At 66.7% G+C, this 26,682-nt stretch carries 26 protein-coding genes and 1 pseudogene; 16 read left to right on the forward strand and 11 right to left on the reverse strand.

All coding sequences use genetic code 11. The features are described from left to right. Positions 1 to 28 precede the first annotated feature (28 nt). Positions 29 to 838, reverse strand: coding sequence for a TlpA family protein disulfide reductase (locus tag DTA15_RS06950; RefSeq protein WP_012493073.1), 810 nt, complete (start codon positions 836 to 838; stop codon positions 29 to 31). 538 nt (positions 839 to 1,376) lie between these two features. Then, positions 1,377 to 2,381 carry a hypothetical protein gene (locus tag DTA15_RS06955; RefSeq protein WP_012493075.1) on the reverse strand — a complete coding sequence of 335 codons (1,005 nt, stop codon included), beginning with the start codon at positions 2,379 to 2,381 and terminating at the stop codon, positions 1,377 to 1,379. A gap of 183 nt (positions 2,382 to 2,564) precedes the next feature. Here DTA15_RS06955 and DTA15_RS06960 point away from each other — a divergent pair, with 183 nt between their 5' ends. The 3 genes from DTA15_RS06960 to DTA15_RS06970 all read left to right on the forward strand — a co-directional run bounded on the left by DTA15_RS06960 (position 2,565) and on the right by DTA15_RS06970 (position 4,080). Then, the gene (locus DTA15_RS06960) at positions 2,565 to 2,816 is read left to right on the forward strand and encodes a type II toxin-antitoxin system Phd/YefM family antitoxin (RefSeq protein ID WP_006488452.1); all 252 of its coding nucleotides are present in this window, start codon (positions 2,565 to 2,567) and stop codon (positions 2,814 to 2,816) included. Continuing rightward, positions 2,816 to 3,235 (forward strand): type II toxin-antitoxin system VapC family toxin, encoded by a 420-nt coding sequence (locus DTA15_RS06965; RefSeq protein WP_006488311.1) that lies wholly within the window; start codon positions 2,816 to 2,818, stop codon positions 3,233 to 3,235. The genes DTA15_RS06960 and DTA15_RS06965 overlap by 1 nt, the downstream gene beginning before the upstream one ends. Positions 3,236 to 3,354: 119 nt before the next feature. After that, positions 3,355 to 4,080, forward strand: coding sequence for a class I SAM-dependent methyltransferase (locus DTA15_RS06970; RefSeq protein WP_006493299.1), 726 nt, complete (start codon positions 3,355 to 3,357; stop codon positions 4,078 to 4,080). 162 nt (positions 4,081 to 4,242) lie between these two features. Here the strand turns inward: DTA15_RS06970 and DTA15_RS06975 are convergent, their stop codons facing one another. Both DTA15_RS06975 and DTA15_RS06980 read right to left on the reverse strand, forming a co-directional pair. Continuing rightward, on the reverse strand, positions 4,243 to 4,707 hold the full coding sequence (locus DTA15_RS06975) for a hypothetical protein (protein ID WP_012493077.1): 465 nt from the start codon (positions 4,705 to 4,707) through the stop codon (positions 4,243 to 4,245). Positions 4,708 to 4,785: 78 nt separating this feature from the next. Further along, a complete protein-coding gene (locus DTA15_RS06980; protein ID WP_012493078.1) occupies positions 4,786 to 5,187 on the reverse strand; it encodes a hypothetical protein in 402 nt (133 codons plus the stop codon). A gap of 167 nt (positions 5,188 to 5,354) precedes the next feature. Between DTA15_RS06980 and DTA15_RS06985 the strand changes: the two genes are divergently transcribed. After that, the gene (locus DTA15_RS06985) at positions 5,355 to 5,678 is read left to right on the forward strand and encodes a helix-turn-helix domain-containing protein (RefSeq protein WP_227743184.1); all 324 of its coding nucleotides are present in this window, start codon (positions 5,355 to 5,357) and stop codon (positions 5,676 to 5,678) included. Positions 5,679 to 5,951: 273 nt separating this feature from the next. Here DTA15_RS06985 and DTA15_RS06995 read toward each other — a convergent pair. After that, a pseudogene (locus tag DTA15_RS06995) lies at positions 5,952 to 6,426 on the reverse strand (GNAT family N-acetyltransferase). 234 nt (positions 6,427 to 6,660) lie between these two features. On the opposite strand from DTA15_RS06995, the gene DTA15_RS07000 reads away from it, so the two are divergent. Then, positions 6,661 to 8,325, forward strand: a complete 1,665-nt coding sequence (locus DTA15_RS07000; protein WP_006488277.1) for an ABC transporter ATP-binding protein — start codon at positions 6,661 to 6,663, stop codon at positions 8,323 to 8,325. Positions 8,326 to 8,343: 18 nt separating this feature from the next. On the opposite strand, the gene DTA15_RS07005 is transcribed toward DTA15_RS07000, so the two are convergent. After that, a complete protein-coding gene (locus DTA15_RS07005; RefSeq protein ID WP_006488337.1) occupies positions 8,344 to 9,381 on the reverse strand; it encodes an aldo/keto reductase in 1,038 nt (345 codons plus the stop codon). Positions 9,382 to 9,508: 127 nt separating this feature from the next. Between DTA15_RS07005 and DTA15_RS07010 the strand changes: the two genes are divergently transcribed. The 3 genes from DTA15_RS07010 (at position 9,509) to DTA15_RS07020 (ending at position 12,240) form a co-directional block, all read left to right on the forward strand. Beyond that, the gene (locus DTA15_RS07010) at positions 9,509 to 10,390 is read left to right on the forward strand and encodes a LysR family transcriptional regulator (RefSeq protein WP_006488460.1); all 882 of its coding nucleotides are present in this window, start codon (positions 9,509 to 9,511) and stop codon (positions 10,388 to 10,390) included. A gap of 177 nt (positions 10,391 to 10,567) precedes the next feature. Further along, positions 10,568 to 10,867: an ArsR/SmtB family transcription factor gene (locus DTA15_RS07015; RefSeq protein WP_006488445.1), complete on the forward strand. Its 300-nt coding sequence runs from the start codon at positions 10,568 to 10,570 to the stop codon at positions 10,865 to 10,867. Between the two features lie 20 nt (positions 10,868 to 10,887). After that, on the forward strand, positions 10,888 to 12,240 hold the full coding sequence (locus DTA15_RS07020) for a pyridoxal phosphate-dependent decarboxylase family protein (protein WP_006488420.1): 1,353 nt from the start codon (positions 10,888 to 10,890) through the stop codon (positions 12,238 to 12,240). A gap of 3 nt (positions 12,241 to 12,243) precedes the next feature. On the opposite strand, the gene DTA15_RS07025 is transcribed toward DTA15_RS07020, so the two are convergent. Next, positions 12,244 to 13,161, reverse strand: a complete 918-nt coding sequence (locus DTA15_RS07025) for a LysR family transcriptional regulator (RefSeq protein WP_006488454.1) — start codon at positions 13,159 to 13,161, stop codon at positions 12,244 to 12,246. A 144-nt stretch (positions 13,162 to 13,305) separates the two neighbouring features. Between DTA15_RS07025 and DTA15_RS07030 the strand changes: the two genes are divergently transcribed. From DTA15_RS07030 to DTA15_RS07050, 5 genes are all read left to right on the forward strand, one after another. Further along, positions 13,306 to 14,529 (forward strand): Zn-dependent hydrolase, encoded by a 1,224-nt coding sequence (locus tag DTA15_RS07030; protein ID WP_006488437.1) that lies wholly within the window; start codon positions 13,306 to 13,308, stop codon positions 14,527 to 14,529. Between the two features lie 119 nt (positions 14,530 to 14,648). Then, a complete protein-coding gene (locus tag DTA15_RS07035) occupies positions 14,649 to 15,116 on the forward strand; it encodes a cupin domain-containing protein (protein WP_006488377.1) in 468 nt (155 codons plus the stop codon). Between the two features lie 326 nt (positions 15,117 to 15,442). After that, on the forward strand, positions 15,443 to 17,908 hold the full coding sequence (locus DTA15_RS07040) for a GH92 family glycosyl hydrolase (RefSeq protein WP_006493304.1): 2,466 nt from the start codon (positions 15,443 to 15,445) through the stop codon (positions 17,906 to 17,908). 65 nt (positions 17,909 to 17,973) lie between these two features. Beyond that, positions 17,974 to 20,652 (forward strand): GH92 family glycosyl hydrolase, encoded by a 2,679-nt coding sequence (locus DTA15_RS07045; protein ID WP_012493082.1) that lies wholly within the window; start codon positions 17,974 to 17,976, stop codon positions 20,650 to 20,652. 152 nt (positions 20,653 to 20,804) lie between these two features. Beyond that, a complete protein-coding gene (locus DTA15_RS07050) occupies positions 20,805 to 21,626 on the forward strand; it encodes an SDR family NAD(P)-dependent oxidoreductase (RefSeq protein WP_006493314.1) in 822 nt (273 codons plus the stop codon). A gap of 87 nt (positions 21,627 to 21,713) precedes the next feature. Here the strand turns inward: DTA15_RS07050 and surE are convergent, their stop codons facing one another. From surE to DTA15_RS07065, 3 genes are all read right to left on the reverse strand, one after another. Then, positions 21,714 to 22,493, reverse strand: a complete 780-nt coding sequence (gene surE / locus DTA15_RS07055) for a 5'/3'-nucleotidase SurE (RefSeq protein ID WP_006486298.1) — start codon at positions 22,491 to 22,493, stop codon at positions 21,714 to 21,716. Positions 22,494 to 22,682: 189 nt separating this feature from the next. After that, a complete protein-coding gene (locus DTA15_RS07060) occupies positions 22,683 to 22,991 on the reverse strand; it encodes an AzlD family protein (protein ID WP_006486305.1) in 309 nt (102 codons plus the stop codon). Beyond that, on the reverse strand, positions 22,984 to 23,718 hold the full coding sequence (locus tag DTA15_RS07065) for an AzlC family ABC transporter permease (protein ID WP_006486303.1): 735 nt from the start codon (positions 23,716 to 23,718) through the stop codon (positions 22,984 to 22,986). The genes DTA15_RS07060 and DTA15_RS07065 overlap by 8 nt, the downstream gene beginning before the upstream one ends. A 125-nt stretch (positions 23,719 to 23,843) precedes the next feature. Between DTA15_RS07065 and DTA15_RS07070 the strand changes: the two genes are divergently transcribed. The 3 genes from DTA15_RS07070 (at position 23,844) to DTA15_RS07080 (ending at position 25,912) form a co-directional block, all read left to right on the forward strand. Beyond that, on the forward strand, positions 23,844 to 24,302 hold the full coding sequence (locus tag DTA15_RS07070; RefSeq protein WP_006486309.1) for an Lrp/AsnC family transcriptional regulator: 459 nt from the start codon (positions 23,844 to 23,846) through the stop codon (positions 24,300 to 24,302). Positions 24,303 to 24,516: 214 nt separating this feature from the next. Further along, entirely contained in the window at positions 24,517 to 25,086 is a 570-nt protein-coding gene (locus DTA15_RS07075) for a hypothetical protein (protein ID WP_006486306.1), read from the forward strand. 148 nt (positions 25,087 to 25,234) lie between these two features. Next, a complete protein-coding gene (locus DTA15_RS07080; protein WP_006486296.1) occupies positions 25,235 to 25,912 on the forward strand; it encodes a YebB family permuted papain-like enzyme in 678 nt (225 codons plus the stop codon). A gap of 54 nt (positions 25,913 to 25,966) precedes the next feature. On the opposite strand, the gene DTA15_RS07085 is transcribed toward DTA15_RS07080, so the two are convergent. Continuing rightward, the gene (locus tag DTA15_RS07085; RefSeq protein WP_006486295.1) at positions 25,967 to 26,599 is read right to left on the reverse strand and encodes a LysE family translocator; all 633 of its coding nucleotides are present in this window, start codon (positions 26,597 to 26,599) and stop codon (positions 25,967 to 25,969) included. Positions 26,600 to 26,682 lie beyond the last annotated feature (83 nt).

Here is a 26,682-nt window from a genome sequence, read left to right on the forward strand (position 1 = left end):
GGCGCCGCTGCCGGTCCGTCGCCGCGCGTTACTGCCTGAAGCACTGCGTGACGGTGTCCTTCAGCCGCGCGGCGGTCAGCTCGCCCATGTGCGATTCGACGAGTTCGCCTTTCGCGTTGAAGAACAACGTGGTCGGCAGCCCGCGCGAGCCATACGTGTGCATCGCGTGCAGCGAAGGATCGAGCAGCACGTGATCGAAGCGCAGGCTCTGCTGTTCGAGGAATGCGCGCACGGCTTGCGCGTTTTCCCCCTGGTTGAGCATCAGCACGGTGATGCCCGGATGGTCGCGCTGCGCCTGTTCGAGGATCGGCATCTCGCGTCGGCACGGCGCGCACCACGTCGCCCACAGGTTCACGACGACCGGCTTGCCGACGAAGCCCGCCGGCAACACGGGCGTTGAATCGAGTGCCTGGAGCGGCATCGCGGCAAGCGGCGGCGCGCCGCGCTGCAGCGTCGCCAGCGTGCCTTGCGCGATGCCCCACGCACCGAGGCCGGCGACGATGCCGGCCAGCACCGGCTGACGCAGCGCCGGCAGGCGACGCAAGCGCCACCCGACGAACACCAGCGCGGCCGCGATACCGATGCGCGCATCGAAGCCGCCATCGCCGAGCGCGACGATCGCGCGCGGCGACGCCGCATAGTCTGGCCACCATTGCGCGACATAACCGACGCGCGCGGCGATCAACCCGAGCAGCAGTACGTCGAGGATCAGGCTCGACGCGCTCTTGTGATGCCCGTCGGGCGGACGGCGCTGGATGACGCGCGCGACGAGCCACGCCAGCAGCGCGGCGACGGCTACCGCGACGACGCGGATCGAGAAGGGACCGATGCTCAGCATGAAATAGGAGAATGGACGTGATCGAGCGGGGCAGGTGAGCGGATGGTCCGCCGCGGCATTCAGGCCGTCGGCGGTCGTGCGGCGTTTCGACCGGTTGCCGCGTATGGGGGTTCCCGCCGAGAACGTAACGGCGTGTTGCGGATCGTGATGGGTCCACACGTAGCTCAGGACTGCGTGATGTTCGCGCCGATATGCAGCGAATCAGACCGGTCTGATGGTCAGCGGCATGTCGTTCATCAACAATACGCAGGCCGGTTTGGTGTGGTGTCCGCCGGTATCCCGCATAGGGATCTCTCCTTGACGGCCGCTCCGCTCGCGAGCGGCCGCTTTTTCAGCGTCATGCATGCGTGCGTGAATGCCTTGTGGCGGTCGGTGGGCGCGGCCGCACGCCGCTGCATATCGGCTGATTCAACGGAATAGGAACGCTGCCAGATGCGAGCACAGGGCATTCACTCACGCGTGACATGAATGAGGACGCAGATGGCCGCCGTCGCGCCGTGCGTTCGCGGTTCGTTTCGTTCGCACGCGAGGCTCTGCGTTACGGGGCTTTGCCTGAAGCTGCGCCGCCAAGCCGATACGCGGTAAAGAACTCGTACCACGGCGACCCTTGCGCGACCGGTACGCCAAGCGCCGCCGTCCGCTGTTTCAGCGCGCCGAATACATCGTCGATGAACGCCCTCTGCGCGCCGTCGCGGAACGGAACCGGTTGCGTCCGCCCTGCGGCGAATGCGCCATACGCGATCGCCAGCAGGCGGGCGCGGTCGTCGGTGCCCGCGATCGTCGCGTTGATCGTTTCGACGAAGCGCGACCGGTCTTCCGCGCGCGGCGCGGACAGGCACAGGTACACGATCGCCGAGAGTGCATGCCGGTCCTTCACCCGCAGCAGCGCGGGTAGCCGCGCAATGATCTGTTCCATCGGTTCGTCGCGCAGCGCATCGGCGAAGTCGAGCACGGCAGTCATCGGGTTCGTGTCGGCTTTCAGGCGGTCGAGCGCCGGTTGCGGGGCCGACGACGCGCCGTCCTGCATCCCCGCGGGCGCGGACCGCAACGCATCGGCCACCTGCTGCGTCCATTCCGGAAAGATCATCCGCACGTTGCCGAACTGCTCGCCGCCTTCCGCGGACGGATTCCAACGATAGACGATCGTGCCGCCGCGAATGAACGGCGAATACAGATGCTCGGCCGTTTGCGGTAGCGGCCGCCGGTTGATCGGCAGCCACGCGAGCGTGAGCCAGTCGTAGCGACCCGTCGCGGGCACCGCCGGGCTCGAACTCGCGACGACCTGCCACGTGCCGCGATTCGCATAGCGGCGGCGCGCGTCGGGTACCGGGACGGTCTGACCTTTCGCGGTGTCGAAATATGTACTGCCCGTGACGCGTGCGCCGCTGTCTGCGGCCGGCGTGATGACGGAGATGACCCACGACGCGCCGTCCGCCGAACGGTAGTCGGACGGCCGCAGCGTCGCCACATCGTGCACCATACGTGTTTCCGCCGCGACGGGGCTCGGCGGGGCATCGGCGGGCACGGCATAGATACTCGGCATCGATTTTCCTCGGAATCGGTGCGCATCGTCGAGCGGAGGCGATGCGCGGCGGTGCGGATTGTTTCTCGTAACTGTAGGACGTTGCTACCGGCATCGCGAGGAATCCGCCGCACAGGGCGAGGAATGACACGGAATCATATATTGTAGTAACAAACCTACATATATGGCTTCCAGGAGTTCATTGTGACCATCACCACGCTCTCGAGTCGTGAACTCAACCAGGACGTGACCAAGGCAAAGAAGGCGACAAAGGACGGCCCCGTGTTCATTACCGATCGCGGCAGGCCGGCCCATGTGCTGCTGAGTTTCGAGGAATACCAGCGTCTCACCCGGCAGCGGCGCAACATTGCCGACGCGCTCGCCATGCCGGGTGTCGAGGACATCGAGTTCGACCCGCCGCGCGCAAACGTCAAGATCAAGGAGGTCGATTTCTGATGATGTTCGTTCTCGATACCAATGTGGTTTGGGAACTCCGGAAGGTGCGGGCGGGCAAGGCGGACAGGAACGTGGCGGCCTGGTGTTCGACCGTCGATGCGCCGGTGCTGTTCGTCTCGGCCATCACGATCATGGAGCTGGAGACGGGCGTCTTGCAGGTCGGGCGCAGGGACGCGGAACAGGGGGCGCTTCTCAGGGCATGGCTCGACGGGCACGTCCTGCCCGAGTTCGCCGGGCGCGTGTTACCGGTCGATACTGCTGTCGCCCAACGATGCGCACGGCTTCATGTGCCGGACCGGCGATACGAGCGGGACGCGCTCATTGCTGCGTCGGCGATCGTGCATGGCATGACCGTCGTGACGCGCAACGTTGCCGATTTCGTTGAAACCGGTGTCGCGATTCTGAATCCGTGGGATTGAGTGAACCAATCGACTTGCTCCCGACGGAAAGCGGATTCCGCTTGCACGCAATCGCGTCGATGCGCTTCGGCTTACCATGCGCATCTTGGGCCTACGACGCAGACCGATCGGGAGCACGCATGACCGACACGAAAGCCATTACCGAACACTGGACGCGGGTCGCCGACCAATGGATTGGCTGGGCCGGCAAGCCGGGCCACGATGCGTTCTGGAAATATCGCGCGGGGCTCGCGGCCTACATCGGTCGCGGCACGGGCGTCGCGCTGGAGGTCGGCTGCGGCGAAGGCCGCGTGAGCCGTGAGTTGAAGGCGCTCGGTTACGACGTGACCGCGAGCGACGCGGTGCCCGCGATGCTCGATGCCGCGCGTCATGCGGATTCCGCGCATCGCTATCGACTGGCGGACGCGGCCGCGCTGCCGTTCGACACGGCCAGCTTCGATCTCGTGATGGCGTACAACGTGCTGATGGATCTCGACGACATGCAGGGCGCCTTACACGAGGCGCGCCGCGTGCTGAAGCCGGACGGCACGCTGTTCATCTCGCTCGTGCATCCGTTCCGCGATCGCGGTAGCTTTGCCGGGCCACAGCCCGATGCGCCGTTCGTGCTGACGGGCAGCTATTTCGGGCGCGAGCATTTCGACGGAGTGGAAACACGCGACGGGCTGTCGATGCACTTCGCGGGCTGGTCGCTGCCGCTGCAGGCGTACATGGAGGCGCTGGAAGCGGCCGGGTTCGCGATCGTGTCGTTGCGCGAACCGCCGCCGGATCATGCCGATACGGATCAGTTGAAGCAGTGGGCGCGCGTGCCGCTGTTTCTGTGGATCAAGGCTCGGCCATTGCGTTGAGCGCGTGCGACTGATAGGCGACGCGGATGCTTCGTGCGATTTTCAATTCGAATGTGTGACCGACTCATCGCGCGCACCTATGCTGAACGAGCGCGAGTCGGCACCGTGCTTTCGCACCTCGACATCTTATACTCGCAGCGTGTCTGCAACGCTGAACTTGCGTTATACAACCTGCTGATCGTCGCTGGTCTCGATCGAAACAGACAAGAACTGCTTGCCACGCGCTGGTGCACCTGCGGGTTCCAGTCGCAAGAGAAAATCGAAATATCGTTCCGGGAGCTTTCCAAGTTGTTCCTGGATCGCTGCCAGCTTGATGAGGCACTGGGCGTCCCAGTTCATTCCGACAACAAGCTCGCTCGTCACGCCGTTCCACTCGCTAAGTAGAATAGAGGCCGCACGAGCATGCTCTTCGGCGAAGCGTTCGATGCGTTGTTCGATGTAACGCGCATCGTCACGCATCAACGTACCCGAGATACACAATGAAACGGTATGCGCGACGGCGTCGTGTTTCACGTACACGCTGGCGATACCGCTCAGGTGCCGGGATACCCGATCGAGTTGTTCATCGTCCAAGTCGTCCTGGACGGACAGTGCGCCTGAGAGGCTGTACGGTGCGGGCTCTTCCATTGCGAACCTCCAGAGGTTAGGGGGAAATCAATGTCACGATTGGGCCCAGAATTCCAGCTTTTAGCTAGGCTAAGCGGATTATCCGAGCGGAGCTGCCAGTACCTGAGTGTTTTGAGCATCAGAATGTGGCGGCGTAGACGTGTGATGCCGGACGTATTCTGTCGCCGGACCTTTCAACCGCTCGACATGTCGGCCCGGCGCGAGAGGCATGAGAGATCGTTCCCCGAACCGTATGCGACTGAATACGGCGGCGGTCCGGGCCCACTTCTGGGAGAATTCTTTCAATTTTCCTTCAATGGAGGTGACTTCTTGATCGGTAAGTGCACCGCGAAGGCGGATCATGACCGAATGCGTGACGGCGTCGGTGACGCAGTAGACGGTCGCGGAAGCGGGCAAGCTCTGCGCGAACTGCTGTGCGTGATTGCGTCGGAAGTGACCGACGACGGAGAGTGCGCCGCAGATTTCATAGGTGGAAGTCATAACGCCTCCTGTGAGAGAGCGACGGCATTGTCAGATGCATCTCGCTACCGTCGGTATCCGATCGACCATACCTGCCATGTTATGTATCAAATGAGCATATGTCAATAAAAATGAATCAACCGGATATATTTTCCGTACGCCTGAGGCTGGAGCGAAAGCGACTGGGGATGAACCAGACCGAATTCGCGGCGGCGGGAGGCGTTCAACAACATGCGCAGGTCAACTACGAAAAAGGGGCGAGGCTTCCGGACGTGAGTTATCTGGTGGGGATCGCGGACTTGGGTGTAGATGTCCAGTATTTGCTGACTGGCCGTACGTCCGACCCCGTAACTTTGGCGCTAACCAGCGACGAAGAACTGCTCCTCGCGGGCTTTCGAGAACTGAAGCTGCGAGAAAGGCGCGGGGTGCTGGCGCTCGTGGCTGCGATCAATGGTACGCCGACGGAACGACCGGGGACGGACAAGCCGTCGGATGAGACCGAGGGCGTTTGATTTCGTGGGACATGCGAGGAGCGTATAGCCGAAATTTGAGGCCGCAGAGCAGGGGAATGGCCGATCAACAGGATTAATCTGCCCCCATTATTGGCGACGAAAACTGAGACATCGAAATGGTGTCCCCGAGGATACAAAAATCCGGTGAAAGGACGAATTTGTATCCCGCGGGCTACCCGGGGTTGGGGGCCATGTCCCCCCGACGGTCGGGGTGCACGTGGCGGGTCGTCGATGCGTTGAATGAGAGTGAGTTGAATACCCGATCAACTGTACTCAGCGCGGAAGCATCTTTCTGTAAATCCTGCCGTTCGTGCCGCGCCGGTGTCGTCGGGCGCGCTGCGCTGTGTGATCCGTCGCGTGCGTCTGCCAGCCAGTGCACGTATTCGGCACGATGTCGGCGCGCGGCGTCGTACACCGCTTCGATCAGCGCGCGGCCGACACCTTTGCCGTGTTCGCTGTCGAGCGTGGACAGATCCTGCAGATAGCAGGACGGCCCGACGTGCGTCGTGCTGCGGTGGCGCAGGAATGCGCGAACCCGACCGGCCTGCCGTGACGCTCCGCGACCAGCGCGAACACCGGTTCGTAGCCGTCGAAGGAGCGCGACCACATGAGCTGCGTGATGTGCGGCGGTAGCGTGGCGTCGAAGCGGCTATCGAAGAAGCGGTTGTGATCCCATTGCGGCAGCCATTGATCGTAGTCGTCTACTCCCAACCACGCGTACAGTCAGGCCGGTATCGGCAACGTTCATGTTCGTGAGCCTTTCGAGGAGGGAAGAGCGTTGCCGGCCAGACCGGTCGCGGGGCGCAACGACAAGAGGGCAGGGGCACGATGGGGGGCCGCGGTGCTCGCGTTTTCTGATGTCACAGCGCAACTGCATGCGGCTACCGTCGTGCAGCCCGAACGGTGCGGTGGGCTTTCTTTCAGTCTGCTAGACTTTTTGGCCGCCTGTCGCCATCCGGGCCGCGCCCCGGTCCATTGCGCCATGAACGAACACCACGCACCGAATCCGATCACCGAGGTGCTGCGCGCCTACTGGAAGGCCGATCGCTGGATGTTACTGACGGTTGCGGCCGTCGTCGTGCTGTCGAGTGCCACCGCCGTTGCCGCTCCGTATCTGTTCTCGCGCCTGATCGACGCGCTGTCGCATCGCGGCGCGCTGCACGCGCTCATGGCGGGCTTCGTGGTCTACGCGGTGCTGCTGGGCCTGTCCAGCGCGCTGCAACGCGTCGTGCAGTACCTCGCCTTCATGACGTCCGGGAATCTGGGATTCATCACCAGCACGCGCTTTTTCGAGCGCGTCCTGAAGAAAACCACGGCGTTCTTCGTCGAACACAATCCCACCGAAATCCAGAGCGCGAATACGCGCGGCAGCCGCGCGCTGGCGGTGCTCGTGCAGCTTGCGCTGATGGATTTGATCCCCGGCACGCTCCAGATCGTCTTCACCCTCGTCACGCTGGGCGCAATGATCAACCTCGAAGTGGCGGCCATCACCGCTGCGTATGGCGCGATCGCGGTGACGATCGCGATCGTTTCCGCGCGGCGCTCGCGGGTGTACCTGGATCGCGCGATCGAGGCCGGGCAGGACAATGCGCGGTTCGTCGGCGGCGCGATCAACGCGATGGAGACGCTCCGGCATTTCGGCAGCCACCGCTGGATGAGCGAGCGTTTCGCGGAGAAGGCGCGCGCCGAGCGCGACAACTGGCGCGCCTACGTGATGCAGCACGTAGGTTTTCTTGCGCTGCTGGGGCTCGGCCTCGCAGTCCAGTTCTCGGTAACGTTCTGGCTGCTGTTGCCGCGTCATGCGGCCGGCGCGCTGTCGATCGGCGACATCGTGCTGTTCAACACGCTGCTGCTGCAACTGAACCTGCCGTTCGACATGCTCGCGCGCTCGATCGACGAGAGTGTGCGCTCCCGCGCCGCGCTCGTGCCGTTCACCGCGCTCTGGACGGCGCCCGAGGAGCGGCAGGTGTCGCACGCGTCGGCGTTCGTGCCGCGCGAAGGGCGCATCGTGTTCGAGCGCGTCGGCTATGCATACGGCAACGGGCGCGGCGTGCGCGACGTCGATTTCGTGGCCGAGCGCGGCGGCATCACGTTCATTGTCGGCGAAACCGGCGCGGGGAAGTCCACTGTCTTCAGGCTGGCGTTGAAGTCGATCGAGCCGACCGCCGGGCGCATTCTCGTCGACGGTGTCGATCTCGCGACGATCGACCGTGCCGACTGGTACGGCGCGGTGGCCGTCGTGCCGCAGGACGTCGTGCTGCTGAACGAAAGCCTGGAGGACAACATCCTGCTCGGCCGGCCACGCGATGCGCGGCGCTTGCGTGACGCGGCCGCGAAGGCCACGATCCTGCCGTTCATCGAGGGCTTGCCGGACGGGCTTCGCACGACGGTCGGCGAGCGCGGGCTGAAACTGTCCGGCGGCGAGCGTCAGCGCATCGCAATCGCCCGCGCGCTGTACGGCGATCCGACCGTGCTGTTTCTCGACGAGGCGAGTTCCGCGCTCGACGAAGCCACCGAGCGCGACATCATGGAGCACGTGCGGCTGCTGGCGCGCGACGTCACGGTGATCGCGATCACGCACCGGCGCTCGGTCATCGGACCGACCGACAAGGTCGTGCGGCTTGGCACGGCCCGCGTGCCGGCCTGATGCCCGTACCTCCACGACTTACCCGCGCATCGGCGGATTGAGCCGCGCGAACGCCGCTTGCCGGCGATACGGGAAGTACGGATACGGCGCTTCCACCGCGCTTGCCGCATCGAGTTTCGCGACCTGCGCATCGGTCAGCGCCCAGCCGACCGCGCCGAGGTTCTGCCGCAACTGTTCCTCGTTGCGCGCGCCGACGATCACCGACGACACGGTCGGCCGCTGCAGCAGCCACTTCAATGCGATTTGCGGCACCGTCTTGCCGGTTTCCTCCGCGATCGCATCGAGCGCATCGACCACGTCGTACAGGCGCGCGTCGTCGACCGGCGGCCCGTAGCTGGCCGTTTCATGCAGCCGGCTGCCTTCGGGCAGCGGCGCATTGCGCCGGATCTTGCCGGTGAGCCGCCCCCAGCCGAGCGGGCTCCACACCAGCGCGCCGAGGCCCTGGTCCGCGCCGAGCGGCATCAGGTCCCATTCGTAGTCGCGGCCGACGAGTGAGTAGTACACCTGGTTCGCCACGTAGCGCGACCAGCCATGCCGGTCGGCCGCCGCGAGCGATTTCATGATCTGCCAGCCGGCGAAATTCGACACGCCGATGTAGCGCAGCTTGCCCGCGCGCACGAGATCGTCGAGCGTCGACATCACTTCCTCGACCGGCGTGCCGGCGTCGAATGCATGGAGTTGCAGCAGGTCGATGTAGTCGGTGTCGAGCCGGCGCAGCGCGTCGTCGACGGCGCGCACCAGCCGTGCGCGCGACGTGCCGGCGTCGTTCGGGCCGTCGCCGGTCGGCAGGCCCGTCTTGGTCGAGATTAGCACCTGGTCGCGGCGCCCCTTGAGCGCGGCGCCGAGCACCCGCTCGGACGCGCCGTCGGAATACACGTCGGCCGTGTCGAACAGGTTGACGCCGGCGTCGAGGCAGATGTCGATCAGGCGGCGCGCTTCGTCGACGCCGGTATTGCCCCATGCACTGAACAGCGGGCCGGTGCCGCCGAAGGTGCCGGCGCCGAAGCTCAGCACGGGGACCTGGAGGCCGGAGCGGCCGAGCGTACGGTATTCCATGTGCGTTTCCTTTCGTCGTGTGAGCGCGGCGCGGCCGCGCGTCGATCGTCAGGCGACCAATGTACCGTTTGCGCCTTTCCCGGATAATCCCGAAGATGGCGAAAATATCCTTCGGAAGGAGCGAATAATGCTGCTCGGCAACCTCGCGCTGTTCCTGCGCATCGTGGAGAAGGGCGGGCTGGCCGCGGCGGGCCGCGAGGTCGGCCTGTCGCCGGCCACGGTGTCCGAGCGGCTGACGGCGCTCGAGCGCCACTACGGCGCGGCGCTGCTCACGCGCACGACGCGCGCGATCAGCCTGACCGACGAGGGGCGCACGCTGGTGGACGGTGCGCGGCGCCTGCTGGCCGAGGCCGACGAACTCGAAAGCCGGGTGCGGCTGGGCGTGCGGACGCTGTCGGGGCCGGTGCGGTTGAGCGCACCGGCCGATCTCGGGCGCGAGCGCGTGGTACCGGTCGTCGACGCATTCCTGGCCGACCATCCGGGCGTGACGGTCGACCTGCATCTCGGCGACGGGTATGTCGACCTCGTCGGGCAGGGGCTCGATTTCGCGATCCGTCGCGGCACGCTGGCCGACAGTTCGTTGCGCAGCCGTTCGCTCGGCCGTGCGCGGCGCGTGGTGTGCGCGTCGCCCGCGTATCTCGCTGCGCATGGCACGCCCGCGCATCCGGACGAGCTGGCTTCGCACGACTGCATCGTGATGCGCTTCGGCCAGGAGCTGTACGCCGAATGGCCGTTCAGCATCGACGGCGTCTTGAAGCGCGTGGTGGTGCGCGGCCGGCGCGTCGCCAACGACGGCGCGCTCGTGCGCGCGTGGTGCGTCGCGGGGCATGGCATCGCGCTGAAGTCGCTGGTCGACGTCGAGCGGGATCTGGCGTCGGGCGCGCTCGTCGAGATCCTTCGAGACTTCTCGCCGGACAAAGTCGATCTGCAGATCGTCTATCCGGGGCGTGCGGCGCAGCCGCGGCGTGTGCGGGCGTTGATCGACAGGCTGGCACAGGCACTGGCCTGAAGCACGTTGCCTGCGCGCGCTTCGAGCGGTTGAAGCGGCGATCTCGCTGCGATCACGTCGAATGTGCGCCGGTGCATGCCGGCGAACGTCATCATGCGTCGAAATCCCCCTTCGACTGCATTGCCCACATTTCGTCATTTAGCTAATATTCAAAACGTTAAACGAATCCGCACCCCCATGGACGACGTCACCCGCCTCAGCGCGCTCGCCAACGAAAGCCGTCTGGCCGTGATGCGCTGGCTCAGGCAACCGCGCAAGCATTTCCCGCCGCAGCCGCATGGTGACGTCGACGAGCTCGGCGTGTGCTGCACGTACATCACCGAGAAGCTCGGCATCGCGCCGGCCACGACCACGCGCCACATGCGCATCCTCGCGGATGCCGGGCTCGTGCAGGCGACCCGCGTCGGCAAGTTCACGTATTACAAGCGGATCGACGGCGCGCTGCAGCGGCTCGGCCGCGATCTCTCGCAACTCTGACCCTGACCGAGGCAACCGACATGGACGAACTTTCCCTGCTGGCCGACGCCGACCGGCGCGCGCACGCGTATCTGGCTGCAACGAACGAGCGGCGCGCGTTTCCCGACGCGGCCGCACTCGCCGGCCTCGCCGCATTCGACGAGCCGCTGCCCGATGCAGGCCGCCCGGCGGACGACGTGCTGCGCCTGCTCGACGAGCACGGCACGCCCGCGACGGTCGCATCGAACGGCCCGAACTACTTCGGCTTCGTGATCGGCGCGACGCTGCCGGCCGCGGCGGCGGCCGAGCGGCTGATGCTCGCGTGGGACCAGTGCGCGTCGTCGTATGCGAATTCGCCGGTGGCCGCGACGCTCGAGCGCCAGGCCGCGCGCTGGGTCGTCGATGCGCTCGGGTTGCCCGAAGGCAGCGCGGTCGGCTTCGGCACGAGCGCGACGGCCTGCACGCTCGTCGCGCTGGTGGCCGCGCGGCGCGCGCTGCTCGCGCGCAAGGGCTGGGATATCGACGAGGACGGGCTGATCGGCGCGCCGGAAGTGAAAGTCGTGATCTCCGCGCTCGCGCACATCACGGTGAAGAAGGCGCTGCGCGTGCTCGGCTTCGGGATGAAGCGCATCGTCGTCGCGCCGGTCGATATGCACGGCCGGATCGACCCGGCGCAGTTGCCGCCGCTCGACGACATGACCATTTTCTGCGTGCAGGCGGGCGAAGTGAACACCGGCGAATTCGATCCGTTCGCGGCGTTGATTCCGCCCGCGAAGGCGGCCGGCGCGTGGGTGCACGTCGACGGCGCGTTCGGCCTGTGGGCGCGCGCGTCGTCGAAGCGCGCGCTGACGGACGGCATCGACGGCGCGGACAGCTGGACGACCGACGGTCACAAATGGCTCAACACGCCGTACGACGGCGCGATGGTGATCTGTCGCGACGCGGCCGCGCTCGCCACCGCGATGAACAGCGACGCCGTCTACCTGAGCGGCGCGCACGATGCGCAGAAGAACCTGAACCTCGAATTCTCACGCCGCGCGCGCGGCATTCCCGTGTGGGCCGCACTGCGTTCGCTCGGCCGCGCCGGCGTCGCGACGATGGTCGAGCGGCATTGCGCGCAGGCAGCGCGGGTCGCTGACGGCCTGCGTGCGGCCGGCTACGACGTGCTGAACCGCGTCGTGCTGAACCAGGTGCTCGTGCGCGCCGGTACCGACGAGGAAACGGCGGCGATCCTCGAAGCCGCGCAGGCGTCGGGCGACGTGTGGTTCGGCGCGACCGTGTGGCAAGGGCGGCCGGCGTTCCGGATCAGCGTGTCGTCGTGGCGCACCGAGGACGCGCACATCGATCGTCTCGTTGCGTTGCTGACGAAGCTGCGCGGCGTGCACGTGGGGTGAGCGTCACGCGTCGTCCGCGGCCGACACGGTTGCGGACGCACCCTTCAGGCACTCGATGAAGTGCAGTGCGGCCGGCGTCAGCAACGCATGCCGCCGCATCACGATCGCGACCGTCAGCGCCGGCATCGGCTCGGCGAGATTCAACGCGACGATCCCGCGCGACTGGCGTTCGACCTCGGCGAGCGGTCGCGCGAACACGCCGAGCGCCTCCGTCTGCGACACGAGCCCGAGCGTCGCGGCAAACGATGGGCAGTGCACCACGCGTTTCGGTACGTCGAGGCCGAACGGCATGAAGATCGAGCGGATCAGGTCGTCGCCGCCTTCGCCGTAGCGCGGCACGCACCAGTGCGCATCGACGAGCTCGCGCAACGAGCGGGCCCGCGCGAGCCGATGCCGGCTTCGCGCGACGACCGCGAACGCCGTGCGGAACAACGGAATGCTCGCGAATTCGTCCGGGTCCGGCAGCGCGTTCGACAGTTGGTGCGTGACGATGAAGTCGAGCGAGCCGTCGCGCAGCCGCGCGAGGTCCGTCGCGGTCAGTGCATCGTCGACGTTCAGCGTCGCGCCGGGCAGGTCGCGCGTGAAGGCCGCGAACGCGCGCGGCAGGATCGTCAACGCGACGGTCGGGCTGACCGCGATCGATACCGAGCCGGTCGTGCCAAGCCGCAACTGCTCGATCTCGTCGCGCGTGCGCTGGATCTCCTCGACGATCAGCCGCGCGCGAATCGCGAATGCGCTGCCGTAATCGGTCAGCGCGATCCCCTTGACGCTGCGCACGACGAGCGGCACGCCCAGCTCGTGTTCGAGCTCGCGCACGATGCCGCTGACGGCCGGCTGCGTGACGCCGAGCGCACGCGCCGCACCGCGAATGGTGCGATGCTCGGCGACCGCGAGAAACGCATCGAGTTGCTTGAGCTTCATGGGCGATCGATCCAGTGAGAAAGAAAGCACGGGGGTCCGGGTGGAACGCCGGGTGACAAGTAAAAATTATCGTCCACAACGAAATCTTGGATTTTTCTTATTGGGTCGAGTGTATATGCTCGGTGCTTTTCAGGAGCGGCGACGATGATGCGCGTGAACCAGCAGAGACTGTGGGATTCGCTGATGGAGATGGCGACGATCGGCGCGACCGCGCACGGCGGCAGTTGCCGGCTCGCGCTGAGTGACGACGATGCGCAAGGCCGGCGCCGCTTCATCGCATGGTGCGAGGCCGCGGGCTGCGAAATCCGCATCGATCCGATCGGCAACGTGTTCGCGCGCCGGCCCGGCACGCAGCCCGGCTTGCCGGCCGTGATGTGCGGCAGCCATCTCGACACCCAGCCGCTCGGCGGCCGCTTCGACGGCGTCTATGGCGTGCTCGCGGGCCTCGAGGCGATCCGCACGCTGAACGAGCACGGCATCGCGACGCGGCACCCGATCGACGTCGTCGCGTGGACCAATGAGGAGGGCTCGCGCTTCACGCCGGGCATGATGGGCTCGGCCGTCTATGCAGGCGCGCTCGATCTCGACTACGCCCTGACGCGCCCGTGCATGCAGACGGGCGTGCTGCTGCGCGACGAACTCGAACGCACCGGTTTCGCCGGCACCGCGCGCGAGCGACAGATGCCGAAAGCGTATTTCGAAGCGCATATCGAGCAGGGGCCGGTGCTGGAGCAGGCCGGCTTGCCGATCGGCGTCGTGACGGGGGTGCAGGGCATTTACGAGCTCGACGTCACGGTGACCGGCTTCGAGTCGCATGCGGGCACGACGCCGATGAGCGTGCGCCGCGACGCGATGGGCGTGGCGGCCGCGATGATCGCCGCGATCGTCGAGCACGGCCATGCGTTCGATGCCGATGCGCGCGTGACCGTCGGCCATGTCGCGTGCGAGCCGAATTCACCGAGCACGATACCGGGCAAGGTGCGCTTCAGCGTCGACGTGCGCCACCCGTCGCGGCCGGCGCTGCAGCAACTCGTCGCCGATATCGAGGCGATCTGCATGGAGCGCACCGCGCTGCGTGGCACGCGCGTGCAGGTGCAGACGATCGCCGAATACGCGCCGGTGGTGTTCGATGCGGACTGCGTCGCGCGCGTGCGGCAGGCGACGGCCGCGGCCGGCTATCCATACCTGGAGATGTGCAGCGGCGCGGGGCACGACGCGGTGAACCTGTCATACGTCGCGCCGTCCGCGATGGTGTTCGTGCCGTGCAAGGCCGGGCTCAGCCACAACGAAGCGGAAGATGCCGATCCGGTGCACCTCGCGCACGGCGCGTCGGTGCTGGCGAACCTGCTGGCCGATTGCGCGCGTTGACTGCGTCGCCGGGTGCGGTTCGGCGCGCCCTTGCCAGCGTGAAAATGTCGGACAATGGCCGCTGCGCGCGCCGCGCCGGCGCTGCGTTCAACCGAAGCATTCACGCTTGCGAGATCCCCATGTCGACTCCCTTTCCCCGGGAACTGCTGAAGGCCGCCGATATCGCGAAGATGGAACCGACGCGCGCGGTGCATTCGCTCAATCCCAATGCCGTTCGTCTCAAGCGCCCGCTCAGCGACCTGACCGGGCTGACCCAATTCGGCGTTCACCTGCTCACGCTGATGCCCGGTCACGAATCGGCCGAATATCACCGCCACCTGTACGAAGAGGAATTCGTGTACGTGCTGTCCGGCACCGGCGCGGTGACGATCGGCGAGCACGCCAGCGAAATCGGGCCCGGCGATTTCATCGGCTTTCCGCGCGGCGGTGACGCGCATACGGTGCAGAACACCGGCGATGCGCCGCTGGAGCTGCTCGTCGGCGGCCAGCGGCTCGAGCACGACGTGTGCGAATACCCGCGCATCGGCAAGCGGCTTTATATCGCGGGCGAGCTCGAGGAGTATGTCGAGCTGCCGAAACAGCCGTAATGGCGAATTGCATTCGCCGTGACGGATTCCGTATAAAAATCGAATCAATCGCCTTTTGTTTAGATAAACAAAATAAAAATTCGTAAAAACACGGGGTAGAGAAAACGCGTTTATTTGGGCACGCTGGTGTCCATTGTCCGTTTCTGGGCGCCGGTATTTCGATAGGTCGGCGCAGCTTTTTTCGGATACCAGAATGCGGAAATAAATACGCGCCCGGCATTTTCGACCGATTGCGCGGGTGCGCGACAAGTCACGAAAAGATTCCTGATCGAAAGCTCAGTAGTTCGAACCAACGGCTTGATTCAAGAACGAAACGGAGACAGGCGATGTCGAGGAACTGGGGGTTGGGAACGGCGCTGCTGGCGCTGTGCGTGGCCGTGGCTTCTTGCGGCGGCGATGGCGATTCGCCGTCGGCCGTGGCGGCGAACATGTCGACGTCCGCGCAGTCGCAGGGCAATGAGAACGGCAACGGCGGCAACGACAATAGCAACGGCAACGAAAGCGGCAACGAAGCGGCAAGGAAAAACGCCGACATCCGCGTCGTCCAGTACGTCAACCCGCTGATCGGCACCGACTACGCGACCGACCAGCCGGCCGACCCGGTCGGCTCGGGTCTCGGCGGCGGCACGTTCCCCGGGCCGACGGTGCCGTTCGGGATGATGCAGTGGAGCCCGATGACGCCCACCGCGCAATACGACGGGCGCAAGGGCGACGGCTCCGGTTTCTCCGGCGGCTACTGGTACGGCGACACGTCGATCAACGCATTCAGCATCCTGCATCTGAGCGGCACCGGCTGCTGGGCGAACGGCGGCTACCTGAACGTGATGCCGCAGCTCGCGCCCGGCGACGCCGGCACGCCGGCCACGTTCGATCACGCGAACGAAACCGCGCAGGCCGGCTATTACGGCGTCACGCTCGGCAACGGCATCAAGGCCGAGCTGACGACGACGTTGCGCACCGGCTTCGCGCGCTTCACGTACCCGGCGCTCGCGCAGGGCCAGCAGGCGACGATCGCGATCGATCCGACCGTGCTGAACAACCGCGCGCAAGGCACGACGAGTGACACGGTCAGCCAGGTCGGCGACCGCGCGCTGTCGGGCACGATCGCGGGCGGCGGATTCTGCTGGGCCGGACATGCGGTGCCTGTCTACTACTACGCGGAATTCAGCCAGCCGTTCGCGGCGAAGCCGGCGCTGTCGAACAACCGCCCAGTCACGCTGACCTTCAACGTCGACAGCAAGCATCCGGACGTGATGATGAAGCTCGGCATCTCGTTCGTCAGCGAAGCGAACGCGAAGGCGAACCTGCGTGCGGAGAATCCGGCAACGGATGCGCGAGGCGAACGGAACTGGCGTTTCGACAAGGTGCGCCGCGCCGCGAGCGCCGCATGGAACGCCCGCCTGAACGCGATCCAGGTCGCGGGCGGCAGCGATGCCGACAAGACCAAGTTCTATACCGCGCTGTATCACGCGTCGCTGCATCCGAACGTGTTCAACGACGTGAACGGCCAGTATCCGGATTTCTACGCGTCGAACGGCGCATCGACCGCGCCGACGCGTCGGGTCGAAAACGGCCGCACGATGTACGCGAATTTCTCCGGCTGGGACATCGACCGTTCGTTCATCCAGTTGCAGGCGCTGCTCGATCCGGTGCGCACCAGCGACATCGTGCAGTCGCTCGTGCTCGATGCGAAGGCCTGTGGCGCGTTCCCGCGCTGGGCGTACTTCAATACGGAGACGGCCGTGATGCCCGGCGATGCGGGCTCGATCATCACGGCGAACGCGTATGCGTTCGGCGCTACGCACTTCGATACGCAGGCCGCGCTGTCGATCATGAAGGCCAGCACCGCGCCGGGTGCCGCGTGCGCGGGCACGCCGGTGATGGGCAGCCGCGCGGACTACGACCGGCTCGGCTACGTGCCCGCATCGGGCAGCGGCGACAACCAGAGCGCGTCGAACACGCTCGAATACGCCCTGCGCGATTTCGCGGTGTCGCGCTTCGCGACGGCGCTTGGCGACACGGCGACGGCCGGCGCGCTGCTGAAGTCGAGCGGCAACTGGCAACACCTGTTCGATCGCGGCGCGATCCGGCCGAAGACGTCAGCCGGCGCGTGGGTCACCGACGGATCGGGCTTCATGGAAGGCAATGCCGAGCAATACACGTGGTACGTGCCGCACGATCTCGCCGGCGTGATCGCGCAGGCGGGCGGCGCCGCGCCGGTCGTCAAGCGGCTCGACACGTTCTTCACGCACCTGAACATCGGCACCGAGCAGCCGTATTTCTACGTCGGCAACGAAGTGACGATGGCCGTGCCGTGGGTCTACGCGTGGGCCGGCGCGCCGTCGCATACGCAGCGCGTGCTGCACGCGTCGCTCGCCAACGCATTTGGCCCCGGCGCGGCGGGGCTGCCCGGCAACGACGATCTCGGCGCACTGTCCGGCTGGTACGTGTGGGCCGCGCTCGGTCTCTACCCGGTCGTGCCGGGTGTGAGCGGCGTTGCGCTGTCGAGCCCGCAGTTCGAGGCGATCACGGTGCGCGTCGGGCAGCAGGACGGCAGCTACCGCCTGCTGCACATCGCCGCGCCGGGCGCGGGTTCGGGCGACAGCGCGTCGTTCTACGTGAAGTCGCTGAAGCTGAACGGCACGTCGTGGCCCGCCGCGTGGCTGCCGCTCGAGCACATCGCGAAGGGCGGGAAGCTGACGTATGCGATGACGGCGGATGCGAGCGCCGCGACGTGGGGCGCCGATGCATCCGCGATGCCGTCGTTCCCGCGGGCGGCGGGCGCGCAATAGGGCGGGAGGATCGAAGAGCGGGTCTTGCCGACAGGATCGACGCAGAGAGAGGGAGGGACGAACGGATGAAGCTACGTCACGTGGTGGGTATCGGATGCCTTGCCGTGTTGTCGGGGTGCGGGGGCGATCAGGGGGCGACGGATGCGAGCGTGCTCGCGCAGATGTCGAACGCACCGGGCAACCAGAACGATCAAGGCAACCAGAACGACCAGGGCGATCAGAACGATCAGGGGGAAAACGGCGGCGCGCACAAGCGATCGGTGTTGCGTAGCGTCGATCCGATGATCGGCACGGCCAACCTCGACATCAACGCGGACTGGAGCAGCGGCGTGCGCGGCCACGGCCACGTGTATCCGGGCGCGACCGTGCCGTTCGGCATGGTGCAGCTCGGGCCGGACACGGCCGGCGGCGCGCATACGCTGCCGTGGAACTGGGATCGCACATCCGGCTACCAGTACGACGATCCGTTCATTACCGGCTTCACGCATACGCACCTGTCGGGGACCGGCATCGGCTCGGGCGGCGAAGTGCGGTTCCTGCCGACGCTCGCGCCGGTCGATACCGCGACGCTGGCCAAGGTTGCCGCCGATGCATCGATCACCTACGACGCGTCGTTCAGCCACGACGACGAAACCGCGAGCCCCGGCTACTACCGGGTGAAGCTGGCGCCGGTCGGCAGCGGCAACACGCCGTGGAACGTGCAGGGCGCGAAGATTCTCGCGGAAATGACGGCGACCACGCACGCGGGCGTGCATCGCTACACGTACTTCCCGAGCGCGGCGACGCAGAAACGCAGCCTGATCGTGAGCATCGACAACCCGATCGGCGGCTCGACCGCGAGCGGCAAGATCCAGGTCGTCGACGCGCGGACGATCGCCGGCTGGCAGTTCACCAACAACTGGGCGAACGACAAGCCGACGTATTTCGTCGCGCGGTTCTCGAAGCCGTTCGATACGCAGCACGTCGCGTTCAGCGCGGACGGCTTCAAGGCGTACCTGACGTTCGCCGACGGCGGCGACGGCGGCGCGGTCACGGTGAAGGTCGGCATCTCGCCGTCGAGCATCACGGATGCGCAGGCCAATCTCGCGTCGGAAGTCGGCGCAAAGTCGTTCGACCAGGTGCGCGGCGCGGCGGAGCGCGTGTGGAGCGCCGCGCTCGACCGGGTCCGGATCAAGGGCGGCAGCGCCGACCAGCGGACGATGTTCTACACGTCGCTGTACCGCACGATGCTCGCGCCGACGGTCTACAACAACGCGGACGGCAGCTACGTCGGCATGGATTCGTCGAACGACGGCACGACGTCGCCGCCGACCACCAGCAAGCATGCGAACCCGGGCTTCGACTATTCGTCGACGTTCTCGCTGTGGGACACGTTCCGCGCCGAGGCGCCGCTGATGACGCTGGTGCAGCCCGAGCGCGTCGACGGCTGGGTCAAGTCGCTGCTGACGCAGTTCGCGCAGAACGGCAAGGGCGAGCTGCCGGTGTGGCCGCTGGCGCAAACGGAAACCTTCACGATGGCCGGCCACCCGTCGATTCCGATGATCGCGGATGCGTACCTGAAGCACCTGACGAGTGCGGGCATCGACGACATCTGGACCGCGTTGACGACCACGCAGCGCGCGAGCGCGCACGGCTTCGACCAGTATCGCCAGCGCGGCTACGTCTATGCGGGCGACAACGCGTCGGTGTCGACCACGCAGGACTATGCGTTCGACGACTGGGCGACGGCCGCGGTCGGCAAGGCGGCCGGCAAGAGCACGGCCGACTACCAGCCTTATCTGACGCGCAGCCAGAACTACCGGAACGTGTTCAACCCGGCGCCGAACAACGGCTGGAAGTTCTCGCAGCCGAAGGATGCGCAGGGCAACTGGGTCGCGGGCTTCGATCCGACGGCCGCCGAGAAGACCGACTTCTCCGAATCGAATTCGTGGGTCGACACGTGGAACATCTTCCACGACTTCCCGGGGTTGATCACGCTGCTCGGCGGCACAAGCCAGTTCGTCGCGCAGCTCGACCGCACGTTCGATCCGGCCAACCCGCTGACCTTCCAGTACAACCAGGGCTTCCCGGACCTGACCGGCCGCAGCGGCCAGTACTTCGCGGGCAACGAACCGGCGAACCACCTGCCGTACCTGTACGACGTCGCCGGCATGCCGTCGAAGACGCAGGACCGCGTGCGCATGGTGATGGACGACATGTACTCGCTGACGCTCACGGCCGGCGATCGTGCATTACTGAGCGGCGACAGCCTGAAGGCCGCGCTGAACGATCCGCGGCGCGTGCGCGATGCGGCGATTCCCGGCAACGACGACTGCGGCCAGTTGTCCGCGTGGTACGTGCTGTCCGCGCTCGGCATCTATTCGCTGAATCCGGTGGGCGGCGTGTTCTATTTCGGCACGCCGCTGTTCGAGGAGGCGTCGATCGACATCCCGATGGCATCAGGCAGCGGCGCCGGCGGCGCGTTGACGTTCGGCGGTGCGCGACGCTTCACGATCACCGCGCATACGGCGTCGGGCGCCGCACCGTCGTCGGTCAATCGCTACGTGCAGTCGGTCAGCCTGAACGGCGCGCCGCTGCATCGGCCGTACATCACCTATGACGAGATCAAGGCCGGCGGCAGGCTCGATTTCGTGATGGGCTCGACCCCGAACGATGCGTGGGTCGGCCAGTGGAACGGCCAGGACCCGAACAGCGCGCTGGCGCCGTCGCTGCTGGCGGCCGGCGGCACGACCCGCGCGCAGTAGCAGCGCGCGCCGTCAACGCGCGCCGCCGGCGACGCTGCCCGACTCACCGGGCAGCGCGCGCGGCAGGCACGAAGGGGCCGGATCGATTGCGCCTCGATCCTGTGCCCCGTCGCGCTTATGATGCGGGAACGCCACTGACTGGGTTCCACGCCATGGACGCGCCGCTGCCGCCGATGTCTGCCCCGATTGCCGAAACGGCACCTGAAACCGAAACCGCCGGCGAGCCGCGCGCGGCGCGCCTGCACCGGCCGGTCGCGCTCGTCACCGGCTCGACGTCGGGGATCGGCGCGGCCGTCGCGCGGCGTCTCGCGGCCGACGGCTACGCGGTGATCCTGCATTCGCGTCGCTCGGCCGAGACCGGGCGTGCGATGGCGCGTGAACTCGGCGCGGCTTACGTGCAGGCCGATCTCGCCGACGATGCCGAGCGCGTGAGATTGATTCGCGACGCGCTCGCCGTGCACGGGCGGCTCGACGTGCTCGTCAACAACGCGGGCGTCAGCCGCGTGATCGCGCATGACGACCTCGCGGCCGCCACGCCCGACGTGTGGCGCGAGATGCACGAAATCAACGTGATCGCGCCGTTCCGGCTGGTGGCCGAAGCGGAGGCCGCGCTGCGCGAGTCGGCGTCGCGCGGGCGGGCCGGATGTGTGGTGAACGTCAGCTCGCATGCCGGCGTGCGGCCGAAGGGCGCGTCGATTCCGTATGCGGCCGCGAAGGCCGCGCTCAATCACACGACACGGCTGCTCGCCCGCACGCTCGCGCCGGCGATTCGCGTCAACGCGGTCGCGCCGGGGCTCGTCGATACGCCGCTGACCGCCGACTGGACGGACGCGCAGCAGCTCTGGCGCGAGCGCGCGCCGATGCGTCGCGCGGCGACGCCGGACGATATCGCGCAGACGGTCGCGATGCTCGTCGCGTCCGATTACGTGACGGGCGAGATCGTGATGCTCGACGGCGGGTTGAACCTGACTTGATGGGGTGACGGGCGACGGCTGACGCGGTGAACCGGCGGCGCGCGCATCGTATGCGCCACCGCCGGGTCCGTTCGAACGCGCGATCGATCAGCCGAGGTTCGACCGCAGCCGTGCGAGCGCCTGATCGTGCGTGCGCTCGAACTTCAGCGGCGTGACCGCGATGTACCCTTCGCCCAGCGCGACCGTTTCCGAATCCGCATCGTCGTCGCGCGGCGCGCGCGCGAGCTTCAGCCAGTGATAGCCGATCTCGCGCGGGTCGCGTCCCGACACGATCTCGACGCCCTGCAGCGTGCCGGCGCCCTGGTTCGTCACCTTCAGGCCGCGTACGTCGTCGGCCGGCCGCGGCGGGAAATTCACGTTGAGGCACGCGTCACTGTCCCAGCCGGCGGCGACGAGCCGTCGGATGACGTCCGGCGCATGCGCGAGCGCGGTGCCCCACGGCACCGCATTGCGATCGGTGAAGGCCTGGCTCAGCGCGATGGCCGGCACGCCGACCAGCATGCTCGTCATCGCCGCGCCGACCGTGCCGGAAAACACCGTTTCGGTGCCGAGGTTCGCGCCGCGATTCACGCCGGACAGCACGACGTCGGGTCGCGCGCCCTTCATCAGGTGGCTGACCGCGATCGCGACGCAGTCGCCGGGCGTGCCGCGCACCGCGAAGCGGCGCTCGCCCTTGCGATGCACGCGCAGTGGTTCGTGCAGGCTCAGCGAATGCGACGTGCCGCTCTGGTCTTCGGCTGGAGCGACGATCCACACTTCGCGGGCGAGTTGCGTGGCGACCTGTTCGAGTATGTCGAGGCCGGGCGCGTCGAATCCGTCGTCGTTGGTGAGCAGGACACGGTCGAACAGCGGGCGGGTTGCTTGCATCGGGGCGATCCTCGCGAAGGGCAATCAGACGGGAAGTGCGGCGTGGCGCAAGCCACAAGGCTAGCACTCCCGCGCGAGGATCGTCGTGTCGCGCGCATGACGCCGGCCGGCGTGGACGTGAAAACGGGCGCATCGCGCGCCCGTTCGTCGTGTCGTGGAATGCGGTGCCGGGGTGGCCGGCGGCACCGCTCAGCCGAGCAGGTAGCGCAGCAGGCCGGCCGACACGACGCCGACGATGACGGTCGGCAGGATCGACAGGCGCGTCGCCGCAAGCAGCGTGAGTGCAAGCGCGAGCAGGTCGGCCGGGCGCGTCGACACGAAGGCCGGCGCGATCACCGAGATCAGCACGCAGCCGGGCACGTTCTCCATCACCGACGCCATGCGCGGGCTCAGCGTGCGGTTGCGCAGCAGCACGTAGCCGAGAATGCGCGACAGGTAGGTGGTCGACGCCATCAGCACGATCGTCGCGACCGTGCCGAAATCCGGAAGCTCAGGCATCGCGCGGCTCCCACAGCAGCGCGGCGATCAGCCCCGCGCAGGCGCCGGCCGCGACATACCACGCACCGGGCAGCGCGAGATGGGTGGCCGCCGCGACGACGAGGCTCACGAACCACGGGCGGCTCGCACGCACGCCTTTCCACATGCCGCGCAGCAGCACCAGAAACACGGCCGTGAACGCCATGTCGAAGCCGTACTGCTCGACGTTGCCGATCGTCGGGCCGACCGCCGCGCCGAGCGTCGTCATCGAGATCCACGTCAGGTAGAGCCCCATGCAGATGCCCGCGTAATAGGGCACGCTGATGTGCGTGGCCGAGCGCTCGCGCGCGTCGGCGAGCGACATCGCCCAGCTCTCGTCGCACATGAAGAACAGCGCGACGAACGCGCGGCGGCGCGGCAGGCGCCGGATATACGGCTCGAACGCGGCGCCCATCAGGATGTGGCGCGAATTCACGAGGAACGACATCGCGACGATCAGCGCGATGTGCGGCGGCGACGTCCACAGATGGATCGCCGCGAATTCGGAGCCGCCGCCGAAGTTCAGGCCCGTCATCATCGGCACCTCGAACAGGCTCAGTCCTTTCTGCGCGGCCTGCGCGCCCAGCACCAGCGCGAACGGCACGAAACCGAGCATGACGGGCAGCGCCGCGCGCAAACCGCGACCCATCTCGGCGACATAGGCGGGCTTGTCGCGAAGCCCGGACGACGTTGAAACGCTACTGCTCATCACTCCTCCTTCGGGGGAGGAATTGTCTGCTTTTTTGACTCGAATCGGGTTGCGTTGTCGCCAGATTTTTCTCAGAATTTGGCATTGAACGCGTGATCTGAAAATTTTTTGGAATCGGATGCCAAATGAAACTTGACGCTATCGACCGCCGGATCCTGAGCGCGCTGCAGCGCGACGGCCGTATGCAAAACGTGGAGCTCGCGCACGAGGTGGGGCTGTCGCCGTCGCCGTGCCTGCGGCGCGTGCGGCTGCTCGAGGAAGCCGGCGTGATCGAGAAGTACGTGGCCGTGCTGAACCCGGCGAAGGTCGGCAAGGGGCTGACGATCTTCACGCGCGTGTGGCTGAAGGGGCAGGACGCGGAATCGGTGAACCGTTTCGCCGAGGCCGTCCAGCAGATGCCGGAAGTCGTCGAATGCCACCTGATGGCCGGCGACTGCGATTTCCTGCTGCGCGTCGTCGCGGCCGACATCGACGATTACCGGCGCTTCCAGATGGAATACCTGACGCGCATCCCCGGCGTGCTCAGCGTGAAGACCGACATTCCGATGCAGAAGGTCAAGCTCACGTCGGCGCTACCGACCTAGCGCGAAGCGGGCGCGCGGTGGCGCGTCGACGCGCGGTGACAATCGCCCGATACACTGACGGGGTGAGTCGCGTCGCACGGAGTGCCGGTGCGCTCGCGTACTGTTCGATGTGCAAGCAACTAACGGTCAATGCCGACGCGATCGGCCCAGCGGCGCTGCGTGGCGCGCCGGGCCGCGCGTCGCAGAGGATGCGTTTCTTCCTGTCGAGCCCTACATGCAGCCATTCAATACGCCGTGGAATTCGCTGGAAATCGTCAAGCTCGCGCTCGGTGTGCTGACGCCGTTGTCGGTCGCCTGTCTCGGCTGGCTCGTCGCGCGCCGACTGAAGCGGCTCGAGCTCGTGCAGTGGACCAACCAGCGGCTGATCGAGAAGCGGCTCTCGCTGTACGACACGGTCGCGCCGCAGCTCAATGCGCTGCTGTGCTTCTACACGTGGATCGGTTACTGGAAGGACATCTCGCCGGACGACGTGATCCGCGCGAAGCGTGACCTCGACCGCACGTTCCACATCTACCGCTACCTGTTCGACGACGACGTGTACGACGCGTATCACACGTTCATCCACGCGCTGTTCGAGATGCATACGGGGCCCGGCCGCGACGCGCGGATCCGCTCGCTGATCCAGGCGCCCGACGGCGATCGCAGCGTGCACGGTTCGTATCAATGGAAGCCGGCGTGGTCCGAGCGTTTCTCGACCGCGAATGTCGTGTCGAAGGACGACGTGCTGCGGCATTACACGCGGTTGATGGAGCGGCTGCGCGTGGCGCTGGGTGCGACGCGCTGAAGGGTGCTGGGTTCGGGCGCTTCGCGTGTCACGCCAGTATCGAAATCCGCCACCCGGCGGCGCGGATTCCCGCCCTTGCAGATGAAGCGGATGCGGCGTGCGGCTGCGCCTGCCATGCTCGCGCCATGTCCACTCGCGCGAGGTTCGTATGGTCGTCGACACCGGCCGCCAGCCGCTTCTGATCCGTTCGCCCGGCGCGCGCCGGCGGCTCCTTTTCGCCGGCGCTCCCGACTCGCTTGCCGAGCCGTTGCCGGCCGAACCGGAAATCGGCGACATCGTCTTCATCCGCGTCACCGTGCGGCCGTTTCTCGAAGTGGCGAGCGCGACGCGTTCATGGACGAATCACGTCGGCATCGTCGTCGGCGAGCGTGGCGGCGAGACGCTGATCGCCGAAAGCACGTTTCCGCTGTCGCGCGTCACGACGATGTCGCGGTTTCTCGCGCGCTCCGATCGCGGCGCATGCGTGATCGCGCGGCTCAGGCAGCCGCTCGACGCCGCGCAGCGTCGCGAACTCGTCGCCGCGGCGATGCGCCGGATCGGTGTGGTCTACGACACGGGTTTCAATCTCGCGTCGCGCCGGCAGTTTTGCTCACGTTTCGTGCGCGAGGTCGTGTGCGAGGCGACGCGGATCGTGCTCGGCGACGTCGAGACCTTCTACACGCTGCTGCACCGGAATCCCGATCATCCGCTCGGCTTCTGGAGGATCTGGTATTTCGGCCGGATTCCGTGGCACCGCCGCACGGTGACGCCGGCAAGCATCCTCGATAGCGGTGCGTTGCGCGTGGTGATGGACACGCGTGATTCGGGTACCGGTCGCGACGACTGACGGCCTCGCGTGTCGTCGGGGCGCGCACGGTTCCGTTCGCGCTGCTGGCTGCCCTCAGTGCCGTCCCGCTATCGCGAGCCGCGCCGCCAGCCCCACGAACACCGACCCCAGCAGATACTGCGGTACTTTCGACGGCCGGCGGCGCGCGCCGATCCGCTGGCTCAGCCGGCTCGCGGACAGAATCACCGCGCCGTTCACGACGATCCCGATCAGGTTGAGCACCGTCGCGAGCACGAGAATCTGCACGGCGATCGAGCCGTGCTCGGGCCGCACGAACTGCGGGAACAGCGCGAGCACGAACAGCGCCATCTTCGGGTTCAGCAGGTTCGTCGTCAGCCCTTGGCGAAAGATCGTCGCGGTCGAATGGCGACGTGGCGACGCGACGGGCGACAACGCGGCCGCACTCGAACGGAAGGTTTTCCACGCGAGATACAGCAGATACGCGGCGCCTGCGAAGCGCACCGCGTCATAGGCGAGCGGCACCGCAACGAACAGCTGCGACAGACCGAACGCGGCCGCGAGCGCGTGGCAGTAGGTGCCCGCCTGGATGCCCGCGAGCGTCGCGAAGCCGGCGCGTCGCCCCTGGCTCACACTGCGGGACGCGATCAACAACATGTCGGGGCCCGGCGTAATGGTCAGCGCGAGACACGCGCCGGAGAACAGCGCGAGCGTGGAGAAGTCGATCATGGCAGTCCCTTTTGCGGGTGCGGCGTAAAAGGGAATCCAGTTTAGGAGGGCGGGCGAAGCCGGTCAATCGAGCGAACGGACGA

Source organism: Burkholderia cenocepacia, from assembly GCF_900446215.1.
Lineage (GTDB): Bacteria > Pseudomonadota > Gammaproteobacteria > Burkholderiales > Burkholderiaceae > Burkholderia > Burkholderia cenocepacia.